This is a genomic window from Pectobacterium quasiaquaticum, assembly GCF_014946775.2.
GTDB classification, from domain to species: domain Bacteria; phylum Pseudomonadota; class Gammaproteobacteria; order Enterobacterales; family Enterobacteriaceae; genus Pectobacterium; species Pectobacterium aquaticum.
The window spans coordinates 3,720,442-3,747,184 of the sequence record NZ_CP065177.1; the positions used below are offsets into that span (position 1 = coordinate 3,720,442).

Below are 26,743 nucleotides of genomic sequence, written 5' to 3' on the forward strand. Positions count from 1 at the left end.
AATACCAAGGCTTATACAAGCCGCAGCATCATACCGTAGCTGTTAACATCTACTCAATGTTACATTTTTAACATCAACACCACCGATTCTTCATTAATCAGCCGATTTACGTTGATGGATACCCTACTGACGAATGCGGCTTCCTGAAAAGAAAAGTAGGTTCAGGAAACGCGCCGAATAAATTGAGCGTCCCCATATCCAAAGACGCATTAAAAATGGGGCAACGCAAGCAACCCTATTTTATCGGTCATCTACTCACTTCCTTTAATGCTTGAACGCCATTCCCTCTCGCGCAAAAAGTCCTCTCGCAAAAAGAATAACAAATTGTTTTTAAATAACTTTAAATCCCTTGTCGCGATAAAAAAACGGGAAAGTTATGGGACAGAGATAAAGTAGCGAGAAAGTATAAAAAAAAATCAAAAATAAATGTTTTTACCTAGTACAAAGCCATCAACGCAGTGATGTACACTACACAAACAAAATAAGGCATGACAAAAAACCATACATAATCATTACACCAGTTATCCGCCCTAATACTAATAATGGAGCAACCAGGAATGTTTTCCCCGACGTCACGATTGCGAAGTGCCACCGCAGATACCTTTGCGCTCGTTGTCTATTGTTTTATCACTGGCATGGCGATAGAAATCATGCTTTCCGATATGAGCGTCGAGCAATCGCTGTCTTCACGCTTGTTATCTATCCCCGTCAATATTGCTATTGCCTGGCCGTATGGGCTTTACCGCGATCGCGTGTTGAATATGGCCAGACGTCACGGCGGTGAGCATTTCCTGGTGCGCAGCGTCGCCGATCTGTTTGCCTATGTCAGCTTCCAATCCCCGGTTTACGCCATTATTCTCTGGTCTATCGGAGCGAATTCTGCACAAATCCTGACCGCTGTTACCAGTAATTTGGTAGTGTCGATGGTGACGGGCGTGATATATGGCTACTTTCTGGAATATTGCCGTCGGCTATTCCGAGTCGCCTTGCCGTAAAAGTGAATTGAGGCTGGGTAAAGAAGAGACGCCATAGCAATCTATGGCGCAAAAAGCAGGTCGAGATTACGCGCGGCTCAAAGAACCACGACGATACAGATTACGCCGGATACGATTCAAACCAGGTTTCGGCCTTTTCGGCTCATCCAGACTGGCCAACACCAACTCCAGTACGCGTTCCGCGACTTCACGATGGCGCTGAGCGACGGACAATACCGGGCATTCCAGATAATCCAACAGTTCATTGTCCCCAAAGGTCGCGATAGCCAGATTATTCGGCAAACGCCCATTAATCTTCAGGTTGACGTCCATCACTCCCTGCAATAGCGGGAATGAAGTGGTGAATAACGCTTCGGGCATAGGATTATTTTTCAAATAATCCATAAACGCGGCAGCGGCAGCCACGCGTTCATAGCTATTAGAATAAAGGTAATTCACTTCGCGCGGATCGCCCGCCCACGCCTGACGGAACCCCTGCTCACGCAGGAAGCTGACGGAAAGCTCAGGCAAGGCACCAAGATAAAGTACCGATTTAGCAGGCATTTTCCTTAATTCCTGTGCCAGCATTTCAGCATCTTCAAGATCGGCCCCCACCACGCTGGTGAAGTGCTCACGATCTAACGCCCTGTCTAACGCAATAATCGGCAGACTGCCGTTTATCCAACGTTGATAAAACGGGTGTTCCGGCGGTAATGCGGTAGACACAATAATCGCGTCAACCTGGCGCTGCAACAGATGCTCAATACACCGCATCTCATTGTCTGGCTGATCTTCTGAACACGCAATTAATAGCTGATATCCGCGCTGTCTGGCCTGACGCTCCAGATAATTAGCGATGCGTGTATAGCTGGTATTTTCCAAATCGGGAATAACCAAACCAATTGAACGCGTGCGCCCGGCACGTAATCCAGCCGCGACGGCGTTGGGATGATAGTTGTGCTCCCTGACGACAGCCATGACTTTCTCAACGGTTTTATCGCTGACGCGATATTGTTTTGCTTTCCCGTTAATGACATAGCTGGCTGTCGTGCGTGAAACACCCGCAAGACGCGCGATTTCATCCAGTTTCACGGTAACCCCTTAGTAGGCCGGAAAATAAGTAGGCCGGCTCAATAAATAGTGTGATGACCATAAAATCATCATGGATATGGCGTAGATCTAACAGCAGAAGCTTTTGTACGGCAACTGCTTTTATCACGTTACCCACATATTTCAAGCTGCCATATCAATAATGGATGTCTTTTAAGCTGAATATATTGTGTTTATATAAGATAAGGGAAATAAAAAGGCCCGATACGATTATCGGGCCTCTTAAAGGAAAAAGCAGCGAAAAATCAATTAACGCATGATTTTATCGCCGCGCGATACGCCGACGATACCAGAGCGCGCCACTTCAACAATTTCAGACACTTCCCGTACGGCGCTGAGGAATGCGTCCAGTTTATCGCTGGTGCCAGCAAGCTGTACGGTATAAAGCGAGGCGGTGACATCCACGATCTGACCGCGGAAAATGTCGGCGCAGCGTTTCACTTCTTCACGACCATAGCCTGTGGCCTGTAGCTTCACCAGCATGATCTCACGCTCAACGTGCGCGCCCTGCCCCAGTTCGCTAACGCGCAGGACATCCACCAGCTTGTGCAGTTGCTTTTCGATCTGCTCCAGCACTTTCTCATCGCCTACCGTCTGGATAGTCATACGAGATAGCGTTGGATCTTCGGTTGGTGCCACCGTCAAACTTTCGATGTTGTAGCCGCGCTGTGAAAACAGGCCGACGACACGTGACAAGGCGCCTGATTCATTCTCAAGTAATACTGATAAAATCCGCCGCATGATCAGGTCCTCTCCGTTTTGCTCAACCACATTTCATCCATCGCCCCGCCGCGAATCTGCATAGGGTAAACATGCTCGCTACTGTCGATGTTGATATCAACAAACACCAGACGGTCTTTCTGTGCCAGCGCTTGCAACAGCTTGCTTTCCAGTTCGTCCGGCGTATCGATAGAAATCCCGATGTGACCGTACGCTTCAGCCAGCTTGACGAAATCCGGTAATGATTCCATATAAGAGCTGGAATGGCGGCCAGAGTAAATCATGTCCTGCCACTGCTTCACCATACCGAGGAAACGGTTGTTCAGGTTAATGACCACCACAGGCAGATCATATTGCAGCGCCGTAGAAAGCTCCTGAATATTCATCTGAATACTGCCGTCGCCCGTTACACAAATCACCGTTTCTTCCGGCAGAGCAAGTTTGATGCCCAATGCCGCAGGCAGGCCAAAGCCCATCGTGCCCAACCCACCGGAGTTCACCCAGCGGCGCGGTAAATCGAACGGATAATACAGCGCAGCGAACATCTGGTGCTGACCGACGTCCGATGCCACATAGGCTTTGCCTTCGGTCAGCCGATGCAACGTTTCAATGACCGCCTGCGGTTTAATCTTGTCGCCTTCGGTGCTGTATTTCAGACAGTGACGCCTACGCCACTGTTCGATACCCTGCCACCAGTCACGCAACGCATCAAACTGCTGCTGTGCGCCATCCTGTGCCAGCAACTCCAGCATCAGGCTCAATACCTGTTTGGCATCGCCGACGATAGGAACATCGGCGTTTACCGTTTTGGAAATCGACGCGGGATCGATATCAATGTGCAGAACCGTCGCATTCGGGCAGTACTTCGCCAGATTGTTCGTCGTACGGTCGTCGAAGCGCACCCCAACGGCGAAAATTACATCGGCGTTATGCATGGCCATATTGGCTTCATACGTCCCGTGCATCCCCAACATGCCGAGGCATTGGCGGTGCGTTCCGGGAAAACCGCCCAGCCCCATCAGCGAGGTTGTCACTGGCAGGTTAAGTTTTTCCGCCAGCGTCAGCAGTTCTTCGTGGCACTCCGCGTTAATCACGCCACCACCGCTGTAGATAATCGGCTTTTCTGCTGCCAGCAGAGTTTGCAGCGCACGACGAATCTGCCCTTTGTGCCCTTGAACCGTCGGGTTATAGGAGCGCATGCTGACACTTTCTGGATAAACGTACGGCAGCTTATTCGCCGGATTCATGATGTCTTTCGGCAGATCGACCACCACAGGCCCCGGACGTCCGGTTGATGCCAGATAAAATGCTTTTTTCAGGATCGTCGGGACATCTTCCGCTTTCTTGACCAGAAAACTGTGCTTAACGATAGGCCGAGAAATCCCCACCGTGTCGCATTCCTGAAAAGAATCATAGCCAATCAGCGAAGTCGCAACCTGACCGGACAACACCACCATAGGAATGGAGTCCATATAGGCAGTCGCGATACCGGTAATCGCGTTGGTCGCACCGGGGCCGGACGTGACCAGCACGACGCCGACCTCACCCGTCGCACGCGCATAGCCATCCGCCATATGTACCGCACCTTGCTCATGCCGCACCAAAATATGCTCGATACCGCCAACCGTATGCAGGGCGTCGTAAATATCCAGCACCGCACCGCCCGGATAACCGAACACATGTTTTACGCCCTGATCGATCAACGATCGGACCACCATTTCGGCGCCTGACAACATCTCCATGGGTCTGCCTCTTTTGTTCAGAAAGCGGAATCCGCTTCTGTATTGACCGGGGAAAATCCCCGCGCTCACGTTGTGTTAATACTGTTAACTTTTAGTACAACAATACGAAATATTACAGGATTGCTAATAACCCATTAACATAACGCCAGATTATGGCGCAGACAAACGGCAAAAAACCACCGCCCTTAATCAAGCCCAGGGGAAATCGAACGTTAGGGGAAAAATAACTGAGATAAAATACTAACTAGAAACCTTCAGACCTGAGAAATCGTCCATAAAGGCCATAAATTACAGAGTGAAATATTGAGGCCGAAAACCACATTTCTTCTCAGGAAACGCGCTTCTCGGCCTACGACAGCATCAAGACTCTGCGTACATCGCATCAATTTCCAGTTGGTAACGCTGGTTGATGATCTTTCTGCGCAGCTTGAGCGTTGGCGTCAATTCCCCTTCCGCCATCGAAAACGGGACAGGCAACAGCGTGAATTTCTTCACCTGCTCAACGCGGGAAAGCTCTTTCTGCATCTCCCGCAGGCGCTGCTCGAACAGCTCAATAATATGGCTGTGGCGCAGCAGTTCCAGACGATCGTGGTACTTCAGGTTGATGGAGTGTGCGTATTCTTCCAGCGCCTCGAAACAGGGAACAATCAGCGCAGACACGTACTTGCGCGTGTCCGCAATAATCGCAACCTGTTCAATGAAGCGATCCTGCCCCAGCGTGCCTTCCAGATGCTGTGGTGCAATATATTTACCGCCGGAGGTTTTCATCAGATCTTTCAACCGTTCGGTAATAAACAGGTTACCGTTGGTATCCAGTTCCCCCGCATCGCCGGTTTTCAACCAGCCGTCTTCGGTAAAGGTTTCTGCGGTTTCCTGCGGACGGTGGAAATAACCTCGCATGATGGTTGCGCCGCGTACCTGAATCTCTTTTTCCTCACCAATGCGGACCTCAATGCCCGGCAGAGGCGTACCAATAGAGCCTAAGCGGAAGCGGCCTTCTTCCCAGCAGGAAACCGTCGCGCAGGTTTCAGTCATACCGTAGCCATAGATGATGCGAATCCCAATCGACCGGAAAAACAGGATGATGTTGTCATCCAATCGCGCGCCCGCAGCTGGCATAAAGCGAATCTCTCCCCCCAAAAGTTGGCGCAGTTTCCCTAACACCAGTCGGTCTGCATAGCGATGCATCACGCGGCGGAAAAGACTGCCTTTCTTCGCGGCCTGGCTCGCCAGAAAAGCGTGTTGTCCCTGCGCAATAGCCCAGTTAAATAGACGCTGGCGATACCACGGTGCCTGCGCCACTTTTTCATGGACTGCGCTGTAAACTTTCTCATAAAAACGCGGTACGGCACACATCACGGTAGGCTTCACCGCCTGCATCGCGGCACGCACCAGATTCGTATCGCTGAGATACACGTTCTGCGCGCCACGGTGCATAATGACAAAGCTCCATGCGCGCTCAAATACATGAGAAAGCGGCAAGAAACAGAGCGATACGTCGTTTTCTGACATATCCAGACGATCGTCATGCAGCTTTAGCTGCATCGCCATGTTGGTGTAATCCAGCATGACGCCTTTCGGTTCACCCGTCGTGCCAGAGGTATAAATCAGCGTAAACAGATCGTTGAGATCGCGGCTGTCGATGCGTGTTTGCCATTCGTCACGCCAGAAATCGTCTACCGCCTGCGCTTCAAAATCGCGCAGGGATTGCACAATGTCACTGCCGCGCAGGTTAACACCGTCATCCATCACGATGATGTTTCGCAGCTGTGGGCAGGTATCGCGCAACGCCAGCAGCGCATCCAACTGTTCCTGACCGCCAACGAATATCGTACGGATATCCGCATCATTGATAATGAATGCCGCCTGTGCCGCCGTATTCGTGGCATAGATTGGCACGCTGATCGCACGCAGGTGCAGCAACGCCAGATCGGCCAGCGACCAGTTCATTGAATTATGAGAGAAAATCGCCACCCGTTCCTGAACATCCAGCCCCAGCGCTAAGAGCGCGCTGGCAATGCGCTGAATGCGCTGCCCGGCCTGTGTCCAGGTGAGCTGCAGTTCGCCCGCAGGCGTCCACTCGCGCAACGTAATACGGCCTGCGCAGTGATTGATTTGATCTTGGACCCGGTGCACCACATGGTATGGCTGTAAATGATTATTCATCTGTAAAAGAATTTCTAAGGGGGAAGAATTTGACAGCATTTCAGCGTACAGCTGTACATTATTTGGCGTGCAGTCTACCGTCATTGTTCAAAACTGCAACGATCTTTCGTTCATTCGCCGCTGGCTATCGCTGGTTTACTTGACGCACGTCACACCAATCAAACGTTGACATAACCCTGATAATAGAGTACCAATAAAAGAACACCGAATTTTAGATGACGAGACACTATGTTCAATTTTACTGTCCTACTAGGCCTACTACTAAACGCATCCTTCTTGCGCGGTAGGTTTGTGGGCAGAGTTCAGAACTAAGTTTCTCGCCACACGATACAAAAACCCGCGCTGATGCGCGGGTTTTTTTTTACTCGCCGAGCGCCAAGTACAAGTAGACATGACAAGGAACTAAACCGATGAGCGAGCAAGTCATTATTTTCGATACCACATTACGCGATGGTGAACAGGCTTTACAGGCCAGTCTGAGTGTAAAAGAAAAGCTGCAAATTGCCTTCGCCCTGGAGCGTATGGGCGTTGATGTGATGGAAGTTGGCTTCCCTGTGTCCTCTCCAGGCGACTTTGAATCCGTTCAGACGATTGCCCGCAACATCAAAAATAGTCGTGTGTGTGGCCTGACCCGCTGTGTTGAGAAAGACATCGATGTCGCCGCAGAAGCGCTGCGTGTCGCAGAAGCTTTCCGTATTCACACTTTTATCGCGACCTCACCGATGCACATCGCCACCAAGCTGCGCAGCACGTTGGATGAAGTGATCGAACGCGCCATTTACATGATCAAACGCGCACGTAACTACACAGACGACGTTGAATTTTCCTGCGAAGATGCGGGCCGCACGCCAATCCCAGACCTGTGTCGCGTGGTTGAAGCTGCCATCAACGCCGGTGCTCGCACCATCAATATTCCTGACACTGTCGGCTACACCATGCCGCATGAGTTCGGCAATATCATCGCCTCGTTGTACCAACATGTTCCCAATATCGATAAAGCCATTATTTCTGTTCACACTCATGACGATCTGGGTCTGGCCGTTGGCAACGCTATGGCGGCAGTGCACGCAGGCGCTCGTCAGGTGGAAGGCACATTGAACGGTATCGGCGAACGTGCGGGTAACTGTTCACTGGAAGAAGTCATCATGGCGATCAAAACCCGCCATAACATCCTGAATGTCCACACCAACATCAATCATCAGGAAATCTACCGTACCAGCCAACTGGTCAGCCAGATTTGCAATATGCCCATTCCTGCCAACAAAGCGGTTGTGGGCGCCAACGCCTTCGCCCACTCCTCTGGTATTCACCAGGATGGCGTGCTGAAGAACCGTGAAAACTACGAAATCATGACACCGGAATCCATCGGCCTGAAAGAAGTCCAGTTGAACCTGACTTCCCGTTCCGGTCGCGCCGCGGTGAAACACCGCATGGAAGAAATGGGCTATCAGGACAGCGACTACAATCTGGACGATTTGTACTCTGCCTTCCTGAAACTGGCAGACAAGAAAGGTCAGGTCTTTGATTACGATCTGGAAGCGCTGGCCTTTATCAACCGTCAGCAGGAAGAGCCTGAGTTCTACCATCTGGATTATTTCAGCGTTCAGTCCGGCTCCAGCGTGATGGCAACCGCCTCTGTCAAACTGATCTGCGGCGAAGAAACCCAATCAGAAGCCGCGACGGGTAATGGCCCAGTGGATGCCGTTTATCAGGCGATCAACCGCATTACGGGTTATCAGGTTTCGCTGGTCAAATACCAACTAACCGCCAAAGGCCAGGGTCGTGATGCGCTGGGTCAGGTTGATATTGTCGCGGATTATCAAGGGCGTCGTTTCCACGGCGTTGGTCTGGCAACGGATATCGTTGAATCTTCCGCGCAGGCAATGGTAAATGTATTAAACAACATCAAACGTGCTCAGCAGGTAGAAAAAGAAATTCAACGTCTGCAGCAGCACAGTAACCAACAACAAAACGATAGCAAACAACAAAACAGTCAGGAAACAGTGTGATGACAAAGAGCTACCATATCGCCGTTTTACCCGGAGACGGCATTGGCCCAGAAGTAATGGCGCAGGCCCATAAAGTACTGGATGCGGTACGTCAGCGTTTTGGCATCCGCATTACCACCAGCGAATATGACGTTGGCGGTATCGCCATTGACCGTCAGGGCACGCCGCTGCCGGAGGCGACCGTTGCAGGCTGTGAGCAGGCCGATGCGATTCTGTTTGGTTCCGTTGGCGGCCCGAAATGGGAACACCTGCCACCGGCAGAACAGCCAGAGCGCGGTGCGTTATTGCCTCTGCGTAAGCACTTCAAACTGTTCAGCAACCTGCGTCCTGCTCGTCTGTATCAAGGACTGGAAGCGTTTTGTCCGCTGCGTAGCGACATCGCCGCGAAAGGCTTTGATATCCTGTGCGTCCGCGAACTGACGGGTGGGATCTACTTCGGCCAGCCAAAAGGTCGTGAAGGCAGCGGTCAATATGAGCGCGCTTTCGATACCGAGGTGTATCACCGTTTTGAGATTGAGCGCATCGCGCATATCGCGTTTGAATCCGCTCGCAAACGTCGCAGCATCGTGACCTCCATCGATAAAGCCAACGTGCTGCAAAGCTCGATTCTGTGGCGCGAGATCGTGAATGAAGTTGCCAAAGACTATCCAGATGTGAAGCTGTCCCATCTGTATATCGATAACGCGACAATGCAGTTAATCAAAGATCCGTCTCAGTTTGACGTGATGCTGTGTTCTAACCTGTTCGGTGACATTCTGTCCGACGAGTGCGCCATGATTACCGGTTCAATGGGCATGCTGCCTTCCGCAAGCCTGAACGAACAAGGCTTCGGTTTGTACGAGCCGGCTGGCGGTTCCGCACCGGATATCGCGGGTAAAGATATTGCTAACCCGATTGCACAGATTCTGTCGCTGGCGCTGCTGCTGCGCTACAGCCTGGGGGCGGATGATGCCGCAGAAGCGATCGAAAAAGCTGTCAATACCGCACTGGCTGAAGGCTATCGCACTGCCGATCTGGCAAGCACCGGCAGCGCGATCGGCACCAATGAAATGGGCGACGTGATTGCGCGTTTTGTCGCGCAAGGGGCATAACCATGGGTAAGACGTTATATCAAAAATTGTTCGAAGCGCACGTGGTTCATGAAGCGCCGAACGAAACGCCGCTGCTGTACATCGACAGACATCTGGTACACGAAGTGACTTCCCCACAGGCTTTCGACGGCCTGCGCGCGATGGGCCGCAAGGTTCGTCAACCGGGGAAAACCTTCGCGACCATGGACCACAACGTGTCCACGCAGACCAAAGACATCAACGCAAGTGGCGAGATGGCCCGCATTCAGATGCAGGAATTAATCAAAAACTGTGCGGAATTCGGCGTTCAGCTGTATGACCTGAACCACCCGTATCAGGGCATCGTTCACGTTATTGGGCCTGAACAAGGGATGACCTTGCCGGGTATGACCATCGTCTGCGGTGACTCGCACACGGCAACGCACGGCGCATTTGGTTCACTGGCTTTCGGTATCGGTACGTCGGAAGTGGAACATGTGCTGGCGACGCAAACCCTGAAGCAAGGTCGCGCCAAAACCATGAAGATTGAAGTCACCGGCGATGCACCACACGGCATCACCGCGAAAGACATCGTGCTGGCGATCATCGGTAAAACCGGTAGCGCAGGCGGCACCGGTCATGTGGTTGAATTCTGTGGTACCGCTATTCGTGCGCTGAGCATGGAAGGCCGTATGACGCTGTGTAATATGGCGATTGAAATGGGCGCGAAGGCAGGTCTGGTCGCACCGGACGAGACGACCTTCAGCTACCTGAAAGGCCGTCAGTTTGCACCGAAAGATGCCAACTGGGATGCCGCCGTTGCGTACTGGAGCACGCTGAAATCCGATGATGACGCGCAGTTCGACACGATCGTCACGCTGGACGCCGCTCAGATCGCGCCGCAGGTTACCTGGGGCACCAACCCCGGTCAGGTTATCGCCGTCAATCAGGAAATCCCGAGCCCTGACTCTTTCAGCGATCCGGTAGAACGCACCTCCGCGGCCAAAGCACTGGCCTATATGGATCTGCAACCCGGCATTAAACTGACTGACGTGAAGATCGATAAAGTCTTCATTGGCTCCTGCACCAACTCGCGTATCGAAGATTTACGCGCTGCGGCAGAAATCGCCAAAGGGCGTAAAGTCGCCGCTGGCGTTCAGGCTATCGTCGTACCCGGTTCCGGCCCGGTAAAAACCATGGCAGAGCTGGAAGGGCTGGATAAAGTGTTCATCGAGGCGGGCTTTGAGTGGCGTTTACCAGGCTGCTCCATGTGTCTGGCGATGAACAATGACCGTCTGAACCCCGGTGAGCGTTGTGCATCAACCAGCAACCGTAACTTTGAAGGCCGTCAGGGGCGCGCTGGCCGCACCCATCTGGTCAGCCCGGCAATGGCTGCGGCTGCAGCGGTAACAGGTCGCTTTGCCGACGTCCGCGAGTTGAATTAAGAGAGAAACCGACATGGCTAAATTTACCCAACACACAGGTCTGGTGGTTCCTCTGGATGCCGCTAACGTCGATACCGACGCCATCATTCCCAAGCAGTTTCTGCAAAAGGTGACGCGTACTGGTTTCGGCCAACACCTGTTCCACGACTGGCGCTTTCTGGACGATGCGGGCCAACAGCCTAACCCTGAGTTTGTGCTGAATCAGCCGCATTACAAAGGGGCGAGTATCCTGCTGGCGCGGGAAAACTTCGGCTGCGGCTCTTCCCGTGAGCACGCACCGTGGGCACTGACCGATTACGGCTTCAAAGTTGTTATCGCGCCAAGCTTCGCCGATATCTTCTACGGTAACTCGTTTAACAACCAGCTGCTGCCGGTGAAACTGAGCGACGAGGAAGTGGACGAGCTGTTCAAGCTGGTTGACGGTCAGGAAGGGACTAACTTCACCGTTGATCTGGAAAATCAGGTTGTTCAGGCGGGCAGCAAACGCTATCCGTTCGAAATCGACAGCTTCCGCCGTCACTGCATGATCAACGGATTAGATAGCATCGGCCTGACGCTGCAACACGAAGCATCTATTACTGAGTACGAAAAGAATCAGCCTGCATTTTTGAACTGATTCAAGATTACAGATAGCCCGAAGCCCGCACTTTATTGCGGGCTTTTTCTTTTGGAAGAATGGGGGGATTACAGTAAAGCGGCAATCATATAGAAAGCCAGCATACTCAAGAGCACCGCGACGACTATATTTCTGATAAAGAATGAAATTACGACACTCACTATCGCGCCGAGAAAATATGGATTATCAGGAAAGGCGCGAATCACGCCGTGATCCATTAAAATAATCGGTCCGCAAATCGCAGTGAGTAAACAAGGTGCTGAATACTTTAATGCACGATGGAGTAAAACCGGAATTTTTACCGGCACCGCGGGTTCGAGAAAAATATAGCGATTAAAAAAAACGATCCCTGCCAGAACGAATATCAATAACCAGCTCATTTTTCTTCCTTAAGTACAGACGCAACGAACACAGAGAAAAACATGCCGCCGACACCAGCAATAGCAATGGCGCCTTCTACCTTGAAATAGGTCAACAGCATCGACAACATCAGAGAAAACAAGACACCAGAGAAGGTACTGATCTTCTTTATCATCGGTACGACAATGGTGATAAACGTAGCAACGATAGAATAATCAAGATGATACTTATCTAAATCAGGCACAGAAGACGCCATGACCACGCCAAGAATGCTGAAGATATTCCAAAAAATATAAAAGGTGAAACCCGCACCGATTAAATAACTCGTGCTAACGTTGTTCTTCCTGTCTTTCTTTTCGCTGAGTGCAAAAAGCTCATCCGATAATAAAAATCCGATCGGAAGCCGTTTTCTTAATTTCAACGTTGAAACATATTCACGCAGCGTCAGGCCATATATCAGGTGTTGTGCGGTAATAAAAAAAACGGAGATTAATAGCGTCGCAACATTCGCTCCGGACATAAGCAAGCCTAACGAGACGAGCTGCGCCGCTCCCGCGAAAATAATCGCGGACATCCCGATACTTTGCCCGACAGATAATCCCGATTGGATTGCCATGGAACCAGCCAGAATGCCCCAGGGTACTACAGATAAACAGAGCGGCAGCATTTCAACCACGCCGGTCATAAAATGCATCCACGGACTCACGGTGTCTTTTGATTCAGACGATGAACGGGCTACGGTGTTTTCCATATAACATTGCTCTACCATAAAAATATCGATAGCGGAAAACTAACAAACCGTCTTTTAAGAGTATTGGATAAAGTTGCTTACCCTCGGAATAGAGGGAAAGCCTGCTTATGCGTTGCCTTTAGCAAACTCGCCAGGCGTCAATCCCAACGAGTTTTTGAAATGGCGATGGAAATGGCTCTGATCGGTAAAACCACACGACACGGAAACATCAAGGATAGCGTCGCCTTTACGCAATAATTCCTTAGCCTTGCGCAGACGAGCCTGAATCAAGTAGGCGTGAGGCGTAATCCCCACCACCGCTTTAAACTGTCGCAAGAAGTGCCACACACTGAGTTCAGCCAGCGCGGCTAATTCAACGAGAGCCAGTTCCCTCTCGGGATAGCTGTCCATAAACGCTTTAACATTCAGTATATTTTGGGTCGCAACGGGCAGCATCTGTGGCGTCAGGCGCGTCTTGCTATAGCGCATCGTCAGCCAGGTTAATGACGACAACAGCAGCGTTTCTTTCAAGAGCATATTGCCCGGCTGAGCGAGCATATTGAACGTCATGAGCAGTTGATCCGACAGCCCTGGGTCGTGAACAACCGCGTAGGGAAACCACGGGATGGAATCCTTTGAGCGTTGCAGATCCTGATTAATCGAACGAAAAAGATCGGGGTGCGGATAAATGGCGCGATAGGCCCAGCCGGTTTCGACCTCCGAACTCCCCGTGTGTACATCGTCCGCATTCACCAGAATGATGTCGCCTTTGGGCGCAACGTGCTCTGCACCGGAGCGATAAAAACGCTGAGCTCCCTGCTCAATCACACTGATGCAATACGTATCATGCACATGGCGAGGAAAACGCTGCTGGTAGTACTGCGCCTGCAACATATCCAGACCACCTAATGCCTCCAGGTGTCTGAAATGTGTTTGCTCTTGCACTATCGGCTTTTTATGCACGCGTGAATCCTCTTATCGTTTGTACAAAATTGCTCTGGCGGAAGCGACATGTGCGTACTTCTTTATAGCCAGAAACAGCGTACCTGTTTCACTGATTCTATCAGAAGCGGATTCACATCCCCATGCTCGAAAAAACGACGAAAAAAAGCCAGCGACAAAGCCGCTGGCCATTGATGACGCATTCTCGTCTTTATGTCTTTTACCAACCGGGTTACATCAGATGAAATCGGGATACGCCAAGATTCAACCGTTCGGCCTGCTGTTCGAGCGATGCGGCAGACGAGGAAGCCTCTAGCACCAGTGTCGCGTTTTGTTGCGTAACCCGATCCATTTCTGATATCGCTAACGATACCTGATTGATACCGCTGCTCTGTTCATCGGAAGCCAGCGCGATTTCATTCATAATGCGGGTGACGTTATTAATTTCAGCCACAATCTCGGCCATCGCTTTACCCGCTTCGGATGCCAGCGTCGTTCCCTCTGTCACTCTGGCTTCGGATTCTTTAATCAGTGCAGCAATTTCCGTTGCGGCATTAGCCGAGCGCTGTGCCAGATTACGCACCTCTCCTGCGACTACCGCAAATCCTTTACCCTGCTCACCCGCTCTCGCGGCTTCAACCGCCGCATTCAGTGCCAGAATATTGGTCTGGAATGCAATCCCGTTAATGAGCGCAATAATCTCAGAAATCTTGTCTGAACTCTTGGCGATATCCGCCATAGACCCCACCACCTGTTCAACAATACCGCCACCGTTCACCGCTTTGGCAGAGGTCTCCGTCGCCACAACGCTTGCATGGTGCGCATTATCGGTATTCTGCTTCACAGCAGCCGTGAGCTGCTCCATGCTGGCCGCCGTTTCCGCCAACGCCGCAGCCTGCTGCTCTGTTCGTGCAGACAAATCCGTATTACCGACGGCAATTTTCGTCGAACTGCTGTGAATCGACTCCGCACTGTCGCGCACTGAGCCAACCGTTTCGGAGAGCGAGTCCTGCATTTTCTGGATGTTGTTTCCCAAAATACCGATTTCATTCCGCCCGACATCCACACTTGTGCACGTTAAATCTCCGTGCGCGATGGCCTGTATACGCGACACCCAATACTGCACTGGATTAATAATGACCCGACGAATTAATAAGAACGTCATACCCGTTAATACGATAGCTAAAATAAAGGCACCTATCATGAGCGTGTAGCCCAGTGTGGAATTCCGTTCAGCTGTCACATTAATATTTTTTGCCATTTCAACACGATAAAGATAGGACGCTTTCAACGGCACATCATATTCATCATCCAATTTAGACAGGGTCGTCGACTCAAATGCATTGAGTTCTTCAACATTGCCCTTCTTCGCGATGTCAAACATGGGTTTAATACCGCGTTCGACATAATCGCCATAGCGCGCTTTTAATTCATTATCGCGGGCAAGTTCAACATCTGAACGAACCGACCTATTTTGATACCCATTAAACATTTTCTGAGACATCGACAGACGTTCTTCTGCCGCTTTCATACTCGCATTGTAGTTATCAGTAAGACCATTACGTAAGTGATTCACAGCATGGAGCAAATTCATACGCGCTGCTCGCATATGATTAGCACTATCAACCAGTTCCATTCGAACATTCAATTCCAACGTCGAACTATTTAACGACTGTTCAGCCTGCTTAAGAAAATAGGACGATGTGGAAACTGCCAAGGCAAAGAGCAGTAAAACACCAGAAAAAACAACGATAAAAAGCGGAGTTAATTTGATGTTATGCAATCCAGAAGCGGAATGCTGGAGTTCTGGTTTTTCGTAAATAGCTATTGACTGATAAGGAATATCGCTCATTTTTACATCCGTCGAGTTATTCAAAAAATTGCTGTGAAGTAAATTGTCGGTAAGCAAGAAAAAACAAAATGCCGCCACATGTTACATAACATTTAAAGATTGTGATAATGTGCGTTAAAGACAAGATAAAAAACAGTGGCGTATAAGAAATAATTTTATACATAGGAGCGTCATCACAAAAAATCGCTATGATTTCAACGGAAATAGTTTCAAAAAAAACAGTTTATAATTGGAATCATTACGCTAACTTAATGAACTATTTTAGTCATTATTATTACATTAATATTAATTATTAAAGAAAAAATAAATTAGCGAACTCATTCTTTTTTATTGAAAAAAATACGATTTGACATTCAACATTATTGATTGATTTATTATTTCGTCATTCTGAATATAAAAGCATCACGTAAACAACGCCGCTGCGACCTCACTACCCTGCAAACCACCCGCAGCAGGTAAACACCATAAAAAAAGCCAGCGAAAAACTCGCTGGCTGGTGAAACGTCACCATTACTCAGAATAAATTGTTTCGCACCGCCTAAAGCCAATGACGGTACTCGTCGTCAGACATGTCTTTCAGGTGCCACTGCGTCGCCTGCTGTAGTAATGCAATACGCTGTTGGGTAGACATCCATCGCAACCACTTTGCTTTACAGGTCGATAAGTAGGTTTGATAGAACGGGTACAAACGGGAAATCGCCATCAGCTACCTCCTCTCTTTTCTTGTTGCAAAGTATCGGCGTAATATAGGGAAAGATAAATTGATGACTTTAGTGCTGGGAGTTCCTCTTTTATGTCTTCCCCTCGATTGCAACAACAGTTCATCCGCCTGTGGCAGCACTTTCAGGGGCAAACCACCGACACCACGCTGCAAGAGTTGACCGGGGTGTTGAACTGTTCCCGCCGCCATATCCGCTCATTGCTGAACGCGATGCAGCAAGAAGGTTGGCTGATCTGGCAGGCAGAAGCCGGCAGGGGAAAACGCTCTCAGCTATCGTTTGTTTATACCGGACTGGCGCTACAGCAGCAGCGCGCTGAGGATCTGCTGGAGCAGGATCGCATTGAGCAGCTAGTGCAGTTGGTGGGTGACAAAGAAGCAGTGCGCCAGATGTTGCTAGCCCACCTTGGGCGGAGCTTCCGGCAGGGGAAACACATTCTGCGCATCCTCTATTACCGTCCTTTACGCAATTTACTGCCCGGCTCGGCGCTACGGCGTTCAGAGATGCACATTGCCCGACAAATTTTCAGCGGACTCACCAATATAAATGAGGAAAATGGGGAAATTGAGCCCGATCTGGCTCATCACTGGCAGATGATCTCCCCCCTGCATTGGAGATTTTATCTGCGTCCGGCCATCCGCTTCCATCACGGTCGCGAGCTCACGATGGAGGATGTCATCACCTCCCTCAAGCGCCTCAGCGCCTGGCCACTGTTTGCGCACCTTGAAACCGTCATATCACCGATGCCCTTCGTGATTGATATTCGGCTAAACAGCTCGGATAAATGGCTGCCGTGGCTATTGGGCAGCGTGCACGCCATGATTTTGCCGCAGGAATGGCAAACGCTCCCCGATTTCGCTCAACACCCGATTGGTACCGGTCCTTACGCCGTGGTGCGCAATAACAGCAACCAGTTAAAGATCCGCGCCTTCGATGATTATTTTGGCTATCGGGCGCTAATTGATGAGGTCAATATTTGGGTCTTGCCCGACGAGCCAGAGGAGATGCCGGTATCTATCCAACTCCAGTCTGACAATTCTCGTCACGAACAGCTGGAAAGCCGGATGGAAGAAGGCGGCTATTTCCTGCTATTCGATAAGCGTTCGCCGTTAGCATCACGACCGGAAGCTCAGCGATGGCTCAGGCAGGTATTTAACCCTATTTCGCTACTCAACCACGCCAATATCAGCAACCAGCGTGACTGGTCTCCCGCCTACAGTTTGCTACCGCGCTGGCACCATCACCATCCCGATGTACCGCAATCCATGCCGAAAGGGCTAACGGACGTCACGCTCACGTTCTATCAGGCACACCCTGAATATCGGATATTAAGCGAGATAATGCGCACACTGCTGGCACAACATGGCGTCACATTACATATTCAGACGGTCAGCTACGAAGACTGGTATCAGGGCAATGCCGACAGCGATATCTGGTTTGGTAGCCTGAATTGTTACCTGCCTATCGAATTCTCCCTATTCGCGATGCTCTACGAACTCCCGCTGGCACAGCACTGTCTGGATGACGATCTGCATGCAGACGCACAGCAGTGGCGTAACCACACGCTGCCGATGGCAGAGTGGTGTGAAAAGCTGATCGCCAGCGGCCAACTGCACCCTCTTCTGCATCACTGGCTACAGCTTCAGGGGCAGCGCAGTATGCGCGGCGTCAGGATGAATATGCTCGGCTGGTTTGATTTTAAATCTGCCTGGTTCGCACCGCCGGAACGCTGAGAGCCTTTCGCTGCCCGACTTAACCCTTTACAATGTGCCGTTCTCAACGGGGTGCGGAAAATTTTTCGCTGAGAAGATACCCGTCGAACCTGATCCGGTTAATACCGGCGAAGGGATTTGAGAGTGCTGCTCATTGCTGCCTCAAAGTCCTTTGCCACCCTATGATTCTCAGGAGTGCAAAGTGTTAAATCAATTATTACCGCGTTCAGCCACCGTGCTGAAAACCAGCCTGTCTTGCCTGCTACTGCTCTCTGCTTCGGCGTTCGCCAAGCCTGCGCTTACCGTATATACCTACGATTCATTTGCTTCCGAGTGGGGTCCAGGCCCTGTCATCAAGACCGCATTTGAAAAAGAGTGCGAGTGCGAACTGAACTTCGTCGCGCTGGAAGATGGTGCCTCGCTGCTGAACCGTCTGCGTATGGAAGGCAAGAACAGCAAAGCGGATATCATTCTGGGGCTGGACAACAACCTGTTGCAGGCGGCGGAACAAACCGGCCTGTTTGCGCCACACAATCTGGACACCCGCGCCGTCACGGTGCCGGGCGGCTGGAACAATAAGACGTTCGTGCCTTATGACTACGGCTATTTCGCGTTTGTGTATAACAAAAACACGCTGAAGAACCCGCCGAAAAGCCTGCATGAGCTGGTGGACAGCAACGAACCGTGGAAAGTGATCTATCAGGATCCACGCACCAGTACACCGGGACTGGGGCTGCTGTTGTGGATGCAGAAAGTGTATGGCGACGATGCGCCGCAAGCCTGGCAGAAGCTGGCGAAAAAAACCGTTACCGTCACCAAAGGCTGGAGTGAAGCCTACGGTCTGTTCCTGAAAGGGGAAGCGGATCTGGTGCTGAGTTACACCACGTCGCCGGCCTATCACATCATTGAAGAAAAGAAAGATAACTACGCGGCAGCGACCTTCAGCGAAGGGCACTATCTGCAAATTGAAGTCGCCGGACAGCTGGCTTCCAGCAAAAATCCCGAGCTGGCAAAACGCTTTATGCAGTTCATCCTAAGCCCAACGTTCCAGCAGGCGATCCCTACCACAAACTGGATGTATCCGGCGGTTAAAACCGATCTGCCAGCAGGCTTCGCGACGCTCGCGGTGCCGGAAAGAGCCATGCAGTTCAGCGCGCAGGAAGTAACCGATCAAAGGACGCAGTGGATTCAGGCATGGCAACGCGCCGTCAGCCACTGATCGGCGGACGTCTGTGGCCGGGGCTACTGGCCACCACGCTGTTAATTTCCGTTGCCGCACTGGCTTTCGGCGCTCTGTGGCTACAGGCGCCCGAAAGCCAGTGGCGCACGCTATGGCATGACAGCTATCTCTGGCATGTCATTCGGTTTACCTTCTGGCAGGCCTTTCTCTCCGCGCTGTTTTCTACCGTTCCAGCCATGTTTCTCGCCAGAGCGCTGTACCGACGACGCTTTCCCGGCCACCGCTGGCTGCTGCGCCTGTGCGCGATGACGCTGGTGCTGCCCGTGCTGGTTGCCGTTTTTGGCCTGCTCAGCGTTTACGGTCGCCAAGGCTGGCTGGCTTCTGCGCTGGGCTGGTTTAACCTGAAATATACATTTTCGCCCTATGGGTTGCAGGGCATCCTGCTGGCGCACGTCTTCTTTAATCTGCCGCTGGCAACCCGATTGCTGTTGCAGTCGCTGGAAGGCATCGCTACCGAGCAACGTCAGTTGGCCGCGAATCTGGGTATGAACAGCTGGCAGCATTTCCGACTGCTGGAATGGCCCGCCCTGCGTCGGCAGATTTTACCCACTGGCGCACTGATTTTTATGCTCTGCTTCGCCAGCTTCGCCACCGTGCTGTCGCTGGGCGGCGGCCCGCAGGCAACCACCATTGAGCTGGCTATCTATCAGGCATTAAGCTTTGATTACGATCCGGGGCGCGCAGCGCTGCTGGCGTTAATTCAGATGGTTTGCTGTCTTGGTTTGGTACTGCTGAGCCAGCGGCTGGGGCGCATTCTGCCCGTCGGCAGCACACAGCAGCTTGCCTGGCGCAACCCACAAGATAGCGCCTTAAGCCGCCTCACCGATGGGCTGCTGATTGGTGCGCTGTTGTTGCTGGTCGTCCCTCCTTTACTGGCCGTGGTGGTGGATGGCGTGAACCGATCGCTGGTTACCGTGCTGCAACAGCCTGTGCTCTGGCAAACGCTGTTTACCTCACTGCGCATCGCCTTAGGCGCAGGGCTCCTGTGTCTGGTACTGACCATGATGCTGCTCTGGAGCAGCCGCGAACTCAAGTTACGCCAAAAGCCGCTCTACGGGCAGTTGATGAACCTGAGCGGAATGCTCATCCTCGCCATGCCCGGTATTGTGCTGGCAACCGGCTTTTTCCTGCTGCTGAATAACAGCATCGGGTTACCGCAATCCCCTTACGCGCTGGTGGTGTTCACCAACGCGCTGATGGCGATTCCCTACGCGATCAAAGTGCTGGAAAACCCCATGCTGGACGTTGCCGAGCGCTACAACCGACTCTGCACGTCGCTGGATATTCGCGGCTGGCAGCGATTGAAACTGATCGAACTCGCCGCGCTGAAACAGCCGCTGGCGCAGGCGTTAGCTTTTGCCTGCGTGCTGTCGATTGGTGATTTCGGCGTTATCGCGCTGTTCGGCAATGAGCAGTTCCGCACGCTGCCGTTCTACCTGTACCAGCAAATTGGTTCCTATCGCAGCGCCGACGGCGCAGTCACGGCGCTGCTCTTAATGCTGCTGTGCTTTATGTTATTTACCCTGATTGAGAAACTGGCAGGCCGTCATGATCGCGCTTGAGAAATTGACCTACTTTTATCAGCACTTGCCCATGCGTTTTGATTTTCACGTCAAACCGGGCGAGCGCATCGCCATCCTCGGCCCTAGTGGCGCAGGGAAAAGTACATTGCTGAATCTGGTTGCCGGTTTCCTGATGGCAGACAGCGGGGAATTACGACTTAACGGCGAATCTCACCGCGAGACACCTCCCGCTAAACGACCGGTGTCGATTCTGTTTCAGGAAAATAACCTGTTTCCTCATTTGACAATCGGACAGAACATCGCGCTGGGGCTACATCCCGGCCTGCGCCTCAGTGCTGTACAGCATGAAACGTTACGGCAGATCGCCGATCGGGTCGGTCTGGCGGATCTTCTGGATCGTCTGCCGTCGCAGGTGTCCGGCGGGCAGCGCCAGCGCGCGGCACTGGCACGCTGTCTGGTGCGCCACCAGCCTATTCTGCTGCTGGATGAACCCTTCTCAGCGCTCGATCCTGCGCTGCGTCAGGAGATGCTAGATCTGGTTGAGAGCGTGTGTCAGGAGCGTGAATTCACGCTGTTGATGGTGTCCCACAATCTGGATGATGCCATGCGGATCGCGAAGCGTACGGTGCTGATCGTGGACGGACAGATTTATTATGACGGGCCGACTCAGGCGCTACAGGATGGCAGCGCTGAGGCCGCCGCCATCCTGGGAATTTCACGTCCGTCTTCGGATTGAGAAATTAAGGCAACGCCTGATAGCGCAGGTTGCTGAACGTCACCTCGCCTTCGCCTGAAGCATACAGGGCAGGCCGCAGACTGAGGAAATCATACGCGACGTTGTGATGGTAGCCGGACACTTCCATCTGCACCGGGTATTTCTTCCACGGTTCCTGATCCGAGGTTCGAGTGTAGAACGTCACGATATGGCGATCGTTTTTCATCCGAATCTGCACCTCATTGCCCGTAATATGCGGCAGTTTCTTCTCCACTCTTTCCAGCCCGTAGCGATGCATGACGGTGCCATCCTGATTAAACGACAGCCCGACATATAGCTTCGCATTGTAGAACAGCAATAAACCAGCCTGTGCACCGGGCGCAAAGTTCGCTGTCACTTCAATCTGGTAAGCCTGATCGCCGGGGATCATCGTCAGCGGCGCGCTATCTTTCGGCGACGTGCCTTTTGCCTTCAGGTGCAGCTTGCCGTCACTGAGCGTAACCCGCTTTAGCTCTTCCGCATTGGCGCGGTAGAAATGCCAGCGAGCCGGAAATTTCTCGTCGGTAAAGCTATCAGACCAGCCGATGCCGTGAGGCACCGCGTCGCCCCCTGCCGGCTTGCGAATCGGTTTGCCGGTATCGAATCCGGCAGACGTAAACCAGCCGTCATCGCCCCAGACAATTGGCTCCAGCATCGCCTGCCGCCCCAGCGTCATAAAGCCATTTTCATAACCGTGATACACCATGTACCAGTTTTTATCCGGCCCTTCGATCAGCGTGGCATGACCGCGTGACCACCACTTCTCTGAACGATCCTGCGTGCGGATAATCGGGTTGTGCGGCGAGTTTTCCCATGGTCCGTTGATCGATTTAGATCGCGCGGCAATCACCATGTGCCCGGTCGGTGGTCCAGCCGTTCCGCCTTCCGCCAGTACCATGTAGAAGTAGTCGCCGTGGCGCAGCATCTTAGGCCCTTCCTGCGAGAAGCTTTCCACATCCCACTCTTCCGGGTACTGCCATCCCTGATAGACCACCTCCATGTCGCCGACCGTCGACAGCCCGTCGTCCGTTAATTGCACGCGGTTGCCACCAGACATAAAGATGTAACGCTTGCCATCCTCTCCCACGACGTGGCCGGGATCGCTAGCCGGGTTTTTCAAGCCAGTATCTTTCGGCGGCGTCCACGGGCCGTGGATATCATCGGCGGTAATCACATACAGCGTTTTCTTTTTCGTCCCTTTGGCGTCGATAATCCGGTTTGTAGTGAAGTAGATATAATACTTGCCGTTGTGCTTCACCAAATCCGGTGCCCAGATCGCGTCGACAGGCGTCGTGATCGCGGGACCAAGCGGTTCCCAGTTCACTAAATCGCGAGAATGCCAAATCAGCAGCCCGGGGATGTCGTCAAATGACGAGAACGTCATGTAATAGTCATCCCCGTCTTTGATCATCGTGGGGTCAGGATGATCGCCCGCAATAATCGGATTGAGATAACAGCCATTGCCCAAATCCGCCTGACGCTGCTGTTCAATACCCCGCTTCCATTCGTTAGCAGGGCCAGCCTGACAGGCCATCGCCGTGCCGATACCCATTGCCATCAATAAGATACCGCTTAATACGCCTTTCCCTACCGCTCGGGACACGCCCATTTATCACCACCCACTATCTCAATGATTATTTTATAATTTATAACATTGAAACCCTGTTCCAATTGTGAAAACAGTCACGCTTCTCTCGGTTATACGGCGAAAAATCAGGCGATAGTCGTGCGGTGAAATACCAATATATACCCTAAATAATTCGAGTTTCAGGAAGGCGGCAAGTGAGGGAATCCCGATGAGCTTACTCAAGTAAGTGATTCGGGTGACTGAGCGCAGCCAACGCACATGCAACTCGAAGTATGACGGGTATACTGTGACCAATTCGACATATTCAGTTTTTATCCCTTGTAGGTATTGTGTCTTTTTGTACTGCTGTGCTTATATGAGTTGACGAGTGAATAACTCATTCGAACACAACATTCGGCCATAAATAATTCACTAGAACATAAATAGGATTCCCGTGACGCACTATTCTTCTTCCACTTCAGCACTACTAAGCACCGCGCATGTTGACGCGGTCGTCGTCGTGCGCGTGGCAGTCGTGGTCGTCGTCGGCAGCGCGCCGTAACGGGTTCCGAATCAAAGATTCTCAAACCCCGCCGGCGCAAGCCGAGCGGGGTTTCTTGTTTCTACCCTCCCCGCTCCGACACCGCACCGGCCCTGATGAAGGATGTAAACATGCGTTATACAGGCGCTCAGTTAATTGTTCGGCTGCTCGAACAGCAGGGCATCACCACCGTCGCGGGCATTCCCGGTGGCGCGGCCCTGCCGTTATATGATGCACTGGGTCAGAGTAAGACGATTCGCCACGTTCTGGCTCGCCACGAACAAGGCGCTGGATTTATGGCACAAGGCATGGCGCGCGCCAGCGGACGCGCTGCGGTTTGTATGGCTTCCAGCGGGCCGGGGGCGACCAACCTGCTCACCGCCATCGCCGATGCCAAACTGGATTCGATCCCGCTGGTGTGTATCACCGGTCAGGTGCCTTCCAGCATGATCGGTACCGATGCGTTTCAGGAAGTCGACACCTACGGCATCTCTATTCCCGTCACCAAACATAACTATCTGGTTCGCGACATCAACGAACTGCCGCGCGTGATCCCGGAAGCCTTTCGCATCGCGCAGTCGGGTCGTCCTGGCCCCGTGTGGATCGATATTCCCAAAGACATTCAGAATGCGACCATTGAGCTGAGCGAACTGCCGGACGTCTTCCCTCTCGATACGCCACCCGCCATTGCCCAGCAGGAAATCAAGCGTGCTGCGGCCATGATTAACGCGGCTCAGCGTCCGGTGCTCTATCTGGGCGGTGGGATCATTAGCAGCGCCGCGCACGAACAGGCGATTCAACTGGCGGAACGCTCCAGCCTGCCAACCACCATGACGCTGATGGCGCTGGGAACCATGCCCGTCGATCACACTCTGTCACTCGGGATGCTGGGTATGCACGCCGCACGATCAACCAATCTGATCTTACAGCAGGCGGATTTGTTAATTGTGCTGGGTGCACGTTTTGACGATCGCGCGATTGGCAAAGCGGAACAGTTTTGCCCGCAGGCCAGCATCATTCACATCGATATCGATCCCGCCGAGTTGGGCAAGATCCGCCAGCCGCACGTGGCGATCAACGCAGATGTCGCACAGGCGCTGGATCAACTGCTGCCACAGATTACACCACAGCAGCGTGACGTATGGCGCACAACCGTCCGCGGGCTGCAACAGGAATTTCCGTTCAGCATGCCGAGTGCTGACGATCCACTAAGCCATTATGGTCTGGTTCAGGCCACGGCGCAGGCACTGACGGATGATGCCATCATCACGACCGATGTCGGCCAGCATCAGATGTGGGTCGCGCAGTCTTATCCGCTGCGTCGTCCACGCCAGTGGCTGACATCCGGCGGGTTTGGGACGATGGGTTTTGGCCTGCCTGCGGCGATTGGCGCGGCCCTGGCTGAACCAGATCGCACCGTGGTGTGTTTCTCGGGTGATGGCAGCCTGATGATGAATATTCAGGAAATGGCGACCGCGGCAGAAGAAGGACTCAACGTAAAAATCGTCCTGATGAACAACCAATCGCTCGGTCTGGTTCACCAACAACAGGATATGTTTTTCCAGAAACGCATCTTCGCAGCCGATTACCGCTACAGCACGAATTTCCTCGCGATTGCCGCAGGTTTTGGCTTTGCAACTTGCGATCTGAACGCCGCCGCCGACCCACAGGCAGCGCTGCAAGAGATGCTCAATCAACCAGGTCCTGCGCTGATCCACGTACTGATTGACGCCAATGAAAAAGTGTTACCCATCGTGCCACCGGGCGCAGCGAACATCGATATGATCGGAGATTAATGACTATGTCAATTCAACCAACTTCAAATCAGGTCACGCTAGAACTCTCTGTGCGCAACCATCCCGGCGTCATGTCACACGTTTGCGGCCTGTTTGCCCGCCGGGCATTTAACGTGGAAGGCATTCTGTGTATGCCGCTGGCCAACGGTGAAGAAAGCCGCATCTGGCTACTGGTCAAAGATGACCAGCGGCTACCGCAGATGATCAGTCAGGTGGAAAAGCTGGAAGACGTCCTTCAGGTTCGCCGTCACGGTGAAGAAATGCGTATTTTCGAGCAGGTCGCCGAGTTCTACTGCTAACTGGCTTGGCCGGGTCTTTCCCGGCCTGCCCAACATTACCCGTTTAACACCTGCCACAGCAGATGGCGGTAAACGGGCATCAGCGGATGCTGTAGTAGTACGATCAGCAAGGCAACCGCTGCCACGGACATCACGGGCGCGACCCAGCGCAGGCGTTTGAGCGGCATCGTTCTGTTAAACCAGTCATGATGCTTACGCTTATCACTGCGCCACCAGCGCCAGTTTAGCCAGCCTGCGCCCCACACCATGATGGCAGTAATCAGCAGCAGCCATTTAAATCCTGCGCTGTTTGTCCCCGCGGGAATATCAATCGCGACACCAGCCAGAATACCCGGTAAGAAATAGGCCAGCGGCCACAGCAGGCAGCCAATGATATTCGGCACGGCAAATTTATAAGGTGGTAACCCCAGCATCCCCGCCACCATCGGGATGAGCGGACGCGTCGGGCCGACGAAACGCCCTATCAGTATCGTCGGCATCGGATGCTGATATAGGGCATATTCGGTTTTACTCAGTAACGTCTGATACTTTTTCAGGAAAGACCAGTTATGTAACGGGGCTTTGAAACGCCTACCAATAAAATAGGAAATCCAGTCCCCTAGCAGGCAACCAATAATCCCAGCCGCCCACGCTGGGTAAAGCCCCAATTGTCCGCTGCCGATCAGTGCCCCTAGCGTTGCCATCATCACCGTGCCCGGCAACAGCAGCCCCACCATAGCCAGAGACTCCAGAAAGGCGACCAGCATGACGGCGATCAGTGAATACGCGAGTGATTGGGTAACCAGATGATCCAGCCACACTTCCATAAAACCTACCCGTACGTTATAAAAACAAGGATTGTCTGGATCATAGCAGAAGCGGTCAACTCCTGATTTTA

Annotated in this window: 22 protein-coding genes and 1 riboswitch; of the genes, 11 read left to right on the top strand and 11 right to left on the bottom strand. The window is 52.3% G+C overall.

All coding sequences use genetic code 11. The features are described from left to right. Positions 1-557 precede the first annotated feature (557 nt). Positions 558-995: an L-alanine exporter AlaE gene (locus tag IG609_RS17015; RefSeq protein WP_102117366.1), complete on the top strand. Its 438-nt coding sequence runs from the start codon at positions 558-560 to the stop codon at positions 993-995. Positions 996-1,061: 66 nt separating this feature from the next. Here IG609_RS17015 and cra read toward each other — a convergent pair whose 3' ends face one another. The 4 genes from cra to IG609_RS17035 all read right to left on the bottom strand — a co-directional run bounded on the left by cra (position 1,062) and on the right by IG609_RS17035 (position 6,712). Beyond that, a complete protein-coding gene (cra, locus tag IG609_RS17020; RefSeq protein ID WP_193398256.1) occupies positions 1,062-2,066 on the bottom strand; it encodes a catabolite repressor/activator in 1,005 nt (334 codons plus the stop codon). 267 nt (positions 2,067-2,333) lie between these two features. Then, entirely contained in the window at positions 2,334-2,825 is a 492-nt protein-coding gene (gene ilvN, locus IG609_RS17025; protein ID WP_010681718.1) for an acetolactate synthase small subunit, read from the bottom strand. 2 nt (positions 2,826-2,827) lie between these two features. After that, positions 2,828-4,546: an acetolactate synthase 3 large subunit gene (ilvI, locus tag IG609_RS17030; RefSeq protein WP_193398255.1), complete on the bottom strand. Its 1,719-nt coding sequence runs from the start codon at positions 4,544-4,546 to the stop codon at positions 2,828-2,830. A 360-nt stretch (positions 4,547-4,906) separates the two neighbouring features. Next, the gene (locus IG609_RS17035) at positions 4,907-6,712 is read right to left on the bottom strand and encodes an AMP-dependent synthetase/ligase (RefSeq protein WP_193398254.1); all 1,806 of its coding nucleotides are present in this window, start codon (positions 6,710-6,712) and stop codon (positions 4,907-4,909) included. A 410-nt stretch (positions 6,713-7,122) separates the two neighbouring features. On the opposite strand from IG609_RS17035, the gene leuA reads away from it, so the two are divergent. Genes leuA through leuD form a run of 4 tightly spaced genes read left to right on the top strand, consistent with a single transcriptional unit; the run spans position 7,123 to position 11,831 of the window. Further along, positions 7,123-8,721, top strand: coding sequence for a 2-isopropylmalate synthase (gene leuA, locus IG609_RS17040; RefSeq protein WP_102117369.1), 1,599 nt, complete (start codon positions 7,123-7,125; stop codon positions 8,719-8,721). Beyond that, the gene (leuB, locus tag IG609_RS17045) at positions 8,721-9,812 is read left to right on the top strand and encodes a 3-isopropylmalate dehydrogenase (protein ID WP_116186251.1); all 1,092 of its coding nucleotides are present in this window, start codon (positions 8,721-8,723) and stop codon (positions 9,810-9,812) included. Before leuA ends, leuB begins: the two co-directional genes overlap by 1 nt. A 2-nt stretch (positions 9,813-9,814) precedes the next feature. Next, entirely contained in the window at positions 9,815-11,215 is a 1,401-nt protein-coding gene (gene leuC / locus IG609_RS17050) for a 3-isopropylmalate dehydratase large subunit (protein ID WP_193398253.1), read from the top strand. Positions 11,216-11,228: 13 nt separating this feature from the next. Continuing rightward, positions 11,229-11,831, top strand: coding sequence for a 3-isopropylmalate dehydratase small subunit (gene leuD / locus IG609_RS17055; RefSeq protein ID WP_116186250.1), 603 nt, complete (start codon positions 11,229-11,231; stop codon positions 11,829-11,831). A 68-nt stretch (positions 11,832-11,899) separates the two neighbouring features. Here leuD and IG609_RS17060 read toward each other — a convergent pair whose 3' ends face one another. The 5 genes from IG609_RS17060 to sgrT form a co-directional block, all read right to left on the bottom strand. Then, positions 11,900-12,211 (bottom strand): AzlD domain-containing protein, encoded by a 312-nt coding sequence (locus IG609_RS17060; protein WP_010298072.1) that lies wholly within the window; start codon positions 12,209-12,211, stop codon positions 11,900-11,902. Beyond that, positions 12,208-12,942 (bottom strand): AzlC family ABC transporter permease, encoded by a 735-nt coding sequence (locus IG609_RS17065; protein WP_193398252.1) that lies wholly within the window; start codon positions 12,940-12,942, stop codon positions 12,208-12,210. The genes IG609_RS17060 and IG609_RS17065 overlap by 4 nt, the downstream gene beginning before the upstream one ends. A gap of 105 nt (positions 12,943-13,047) precedes the next feature. After that, the gene (locus IG609_RS17070; RefSeq protein WP_193398251.1) at positions 13,048-13,884 is read right to left on the bottom strand and encodes an AraC family transcriptional regulator; all 837 of its coding nucleotides are present in this window, start codon (positions 13,882-13,884) and stop codon (positions 13,048-13,050) included. Positions 13,885-14,095: 211 nt separating this feature from the next. After that, the gene (locus IG609_RS17075) at positions 14,096-15,715 is read right to left on the bottom strand and encodes a methyl-accepting chemotaxis protein (RefSeq protein ID WP_193398250.1); all 1,620 of its coding nucleotides are present in this window, start codon (positions 15,713-15,715) and stop codon (positions 14,096-14,098) included. Positions 15,716-16,253: 538 nt separating this feature from the next. After that, positions 16,254-16,418, bottom strand: a complete 165-nt coding sequence (gene sgrT / locus IG609_RS17080; RefSeq protein ID WP_193398249.1) for a glucose uptake inhibitor SgrT — start codon at positions 16,416-16,418, stop codon at positions 16,254-16,256. 90 nt (positions 16,419-16,508) lie between these two features. Here sgrT and sgrR point away from each other — a divergent pair, with 90 nt between their 5' ends. From sgrR to thiQ, 4 genes are all read left to right on the top strand, one after another. After that, positions 16,509-18,167: an HTH-type transcriptional regulator SgrR gene (gene sgrR / locus IG609_RS17085; RefSeq protein WP_193398248.1), complete on the top strand. Its 1,659-nt coding sequence runs from the start codon at positions 16,509-16,511 to the stop codon at positions 18,165-18,167. Between the two features lie 37 nt (positions 18,168-18,204). Next, positions 18,205-18,301, top strand: a riboswitch (TPP riboswitch). An 80-nt stretch (positions 18,302-18,381) separates the two neighbouring features. After that, positions 18,382-19,365 (top strand): thiamine ABC transporter substrate binding subunit, encoded by a 984-nt coding sequence (thiB, locus tag IG609_RS17090; RefSeq protein ID WP_193398449.1) that lies wholly within the window; start codon positions 18,382-18,384, stop codon positions 19,363-19,365. Continuing rightward, complete coding sequence (gene thiP, locus IG609_RS17095) at positions 19,341-20,948, top strand: thiamine/thiamine pyrophosphate ABC transporter permease ThiP (protein WP_193398247.1); 1,608 nt, start codon at positions 19,341-19,343, stop codon at positions 20,946-20,948. Before thiB ends, thiP begins: the two co-directional genes overlap by 25 nt. Next, positions 20,935-21,645: a thiamine ABC transporter ATP-binding protein ThiQ gene (gene thiQ / locus IG609_RS17100; protein ID WP_180773822.1), complete on the top strand. Its 711-nt coding sequence runs from the start codon at positions 20,935-20,937 to the stop codon at positions 21,643-21,645. Before thiP ends, thiQ begins: the two co-directional genes overlap by 14 nt. Before the next feature lie 4 nt (positions 21,646-21,649). On the opposite strand, the gene IG609_RS17105 is transcribed toward thiQ, so the two are convergent. Continuing rightward, positions 21,650-23,272: a family 43 glycosylhydrolase gene (locus tag IG609_RS17105; RefSeq protein WP_193398246.1), complete on the bottom strand. Its 1,623-nt coding sequence runs from the start codon at positions 23,270-23,272 to the stop codon at positions 21,650-21,652. A gap of 630 nt (positions 23,273-23,902) precedes the next feature. Between IG609_RS17105 and ilvB the strand changes: the two genes are divergently transcribed. Both ilvB and ilvN (IG609_RS17115) read left to right on the top strand, forming a co-directional pair. Continuing rightward, a complete protein-coding gene (gene ilvB, locus IG609_RS17110) occupies positions 23,903-25,567 on the top strand; it encodes an acetolactate synthase large subunit (RefSeq protein WP_193398245.1) in 1,665 nt (554 codons plus the stop codon). A gap of 5 nt (positions 25,568-25,572) precedes the next feature. Beyond that, the gene (gene ilvN / locus IG609_RS17115; RefSeq protein WP_193398244.1) at positions 25,573-25,866 is read left to right on the top strand and encodes an acetolactate synthase small subunit; all 294 of its coding nucleotides are present in this window, start codon (positions 25,573-25,575) and stop codon (positions 25,864-25,866) included. Between the two features lie 35 nt (positions 25,867-25,901). On the opposite strand, the gene IG609_RS17120 is transcribed toward ilvN (IG609_RS17115), so the two are convergent. After that, complete coding sequence (locus tag IG609_RS17120) at positions 25,902-26,672, bottom strand: DedA family protein (RefSeq protein ID WP_193398243.1); 771 nt, start codon at positions 26,670-26,672, stop codon at positions 25,902-25,904. Positions 26,673-26,743: the final 71 nt, after the last annotated feature.

Coding starts and splice junctions, on each gene's coding strand:
- ilvI (WP_193398255.1), bottom strand. CDS start 4,546: ATGGAGATGTTGTCAGGCGCCGAAATGGTGGTCCGATCGTTGATCGAT.
- IG609_RS17060 (WP_010298072.1), bottom strand. CDS start 12,211: ATGAGCTGGTTATTGATATTCGTTCTGGCAGGGATCGTTTTTTTTAAT.
- IG609_RS17120 (WP_193398243.1), bottom strand. CDS start 26,672: ATGGAAGTGTGGCTGGATCATCTGGTTACCCAATCACTCGCGTATTCA.
- thiQ (WP_180773822.1), top strand. CDS start 20,935: ATGATCGCGCTTGAGAAATTGACCTACTTTTATCAGCACTTGCCCATG.
- ilvN (WP_010681718.1), bottom strand. CDS start 2,825: ATGCGGCGGATTTTATCAGTATTACTTGAGAATGAATCAGGCGCCTTG.
- IG609_RS17035 (WP_193398254.1), bottom strand. CDS start 6,712: ATGAATAATCATTTACAGCCATACCATGTGGTGCACCGGGTCCAAGAT.
- sgrT (WP_193398249.1), bottom strand. CDS start 16,418: ATGGCGATTTCCCGTTTGTACCCGTTCTATCAAACCTACTTATCGACC.
- sgrR (WP_193398248.1), top strand. CDS start 16,509: ATGTCTTCCCCTCGATTGCAACAACAGTTCATCCGCCTGTGGCAGCAC.
- leuA (WP_102117369.1), top strand. CDS start 7,123: ATGAGCGAGCAAGTCATTATTTTCGATACCACATTACGCGATGGTGAA.
- leuB (WP_116186251.1), top strand. CDS start 8,721: ATGACAAAGAGCTACCATATCGCCGTTTTACCCGGAGACGGCATTGGC.
- ilvN (WP_193398244.1), top strand. CDS start 25,573: ATGTCAATTCAACCAACTTCAAATCAGGTCACGCTAGAACTCTCTGTG.
- IG609_RS17065 (WP_193398252.1), bottom strand. CDS start 12,942: ATGGAAAACACCGTAGCCCGTTCATCGTCTGAATCAAAAGACACCGTG.
- ilvB (WP_193398245.1), top strand. CDS start 23,903: ATGCGTTATACAGGCGCTCAGTTAATTGTTCGGCTGCTCGAACAGCAG.
- leuD (WP_116186250.1), top strand. CDS start 11,229: ATGGCTAAATTTACCCAACACACAGGTCTGGTGGTTCCTCTGGATGCC.
- IG609_RS17075 (WP_193398250.1), bottom strand. CDS start 15,715: ATGAGCGATATTCCTTATCAGTCAATAGCTATTTACGAAAAACCAGAA.
- IG609_RS17105 (WP_193398246.1), bottom strand. CDS start 23,272: ATGGGCGTGTCCCGAGCGGTAGGGAAAGGCGTATTAAGCGGTATCTTA.
- IG609_RS17015 (WP_102117366.1), top strand. CDS start 558: ATGTTTTCCCCGACGTCACGATTGCGAAGTGCCACCGCAGATACCTTT.
- thiP (WP_193398247.1), top strand. CDS start 19,341: ATGGCAACGCGCCGTCAGCCACTGATCGGCGGACGTCTGTGGCCGGGG.
- leuC (WP_193398253.1), top strand. CDS start 9,815: ATGGGTAAGACGTTATATCAAAAATTGTTCGAAGCGCACGTGGTTCAT.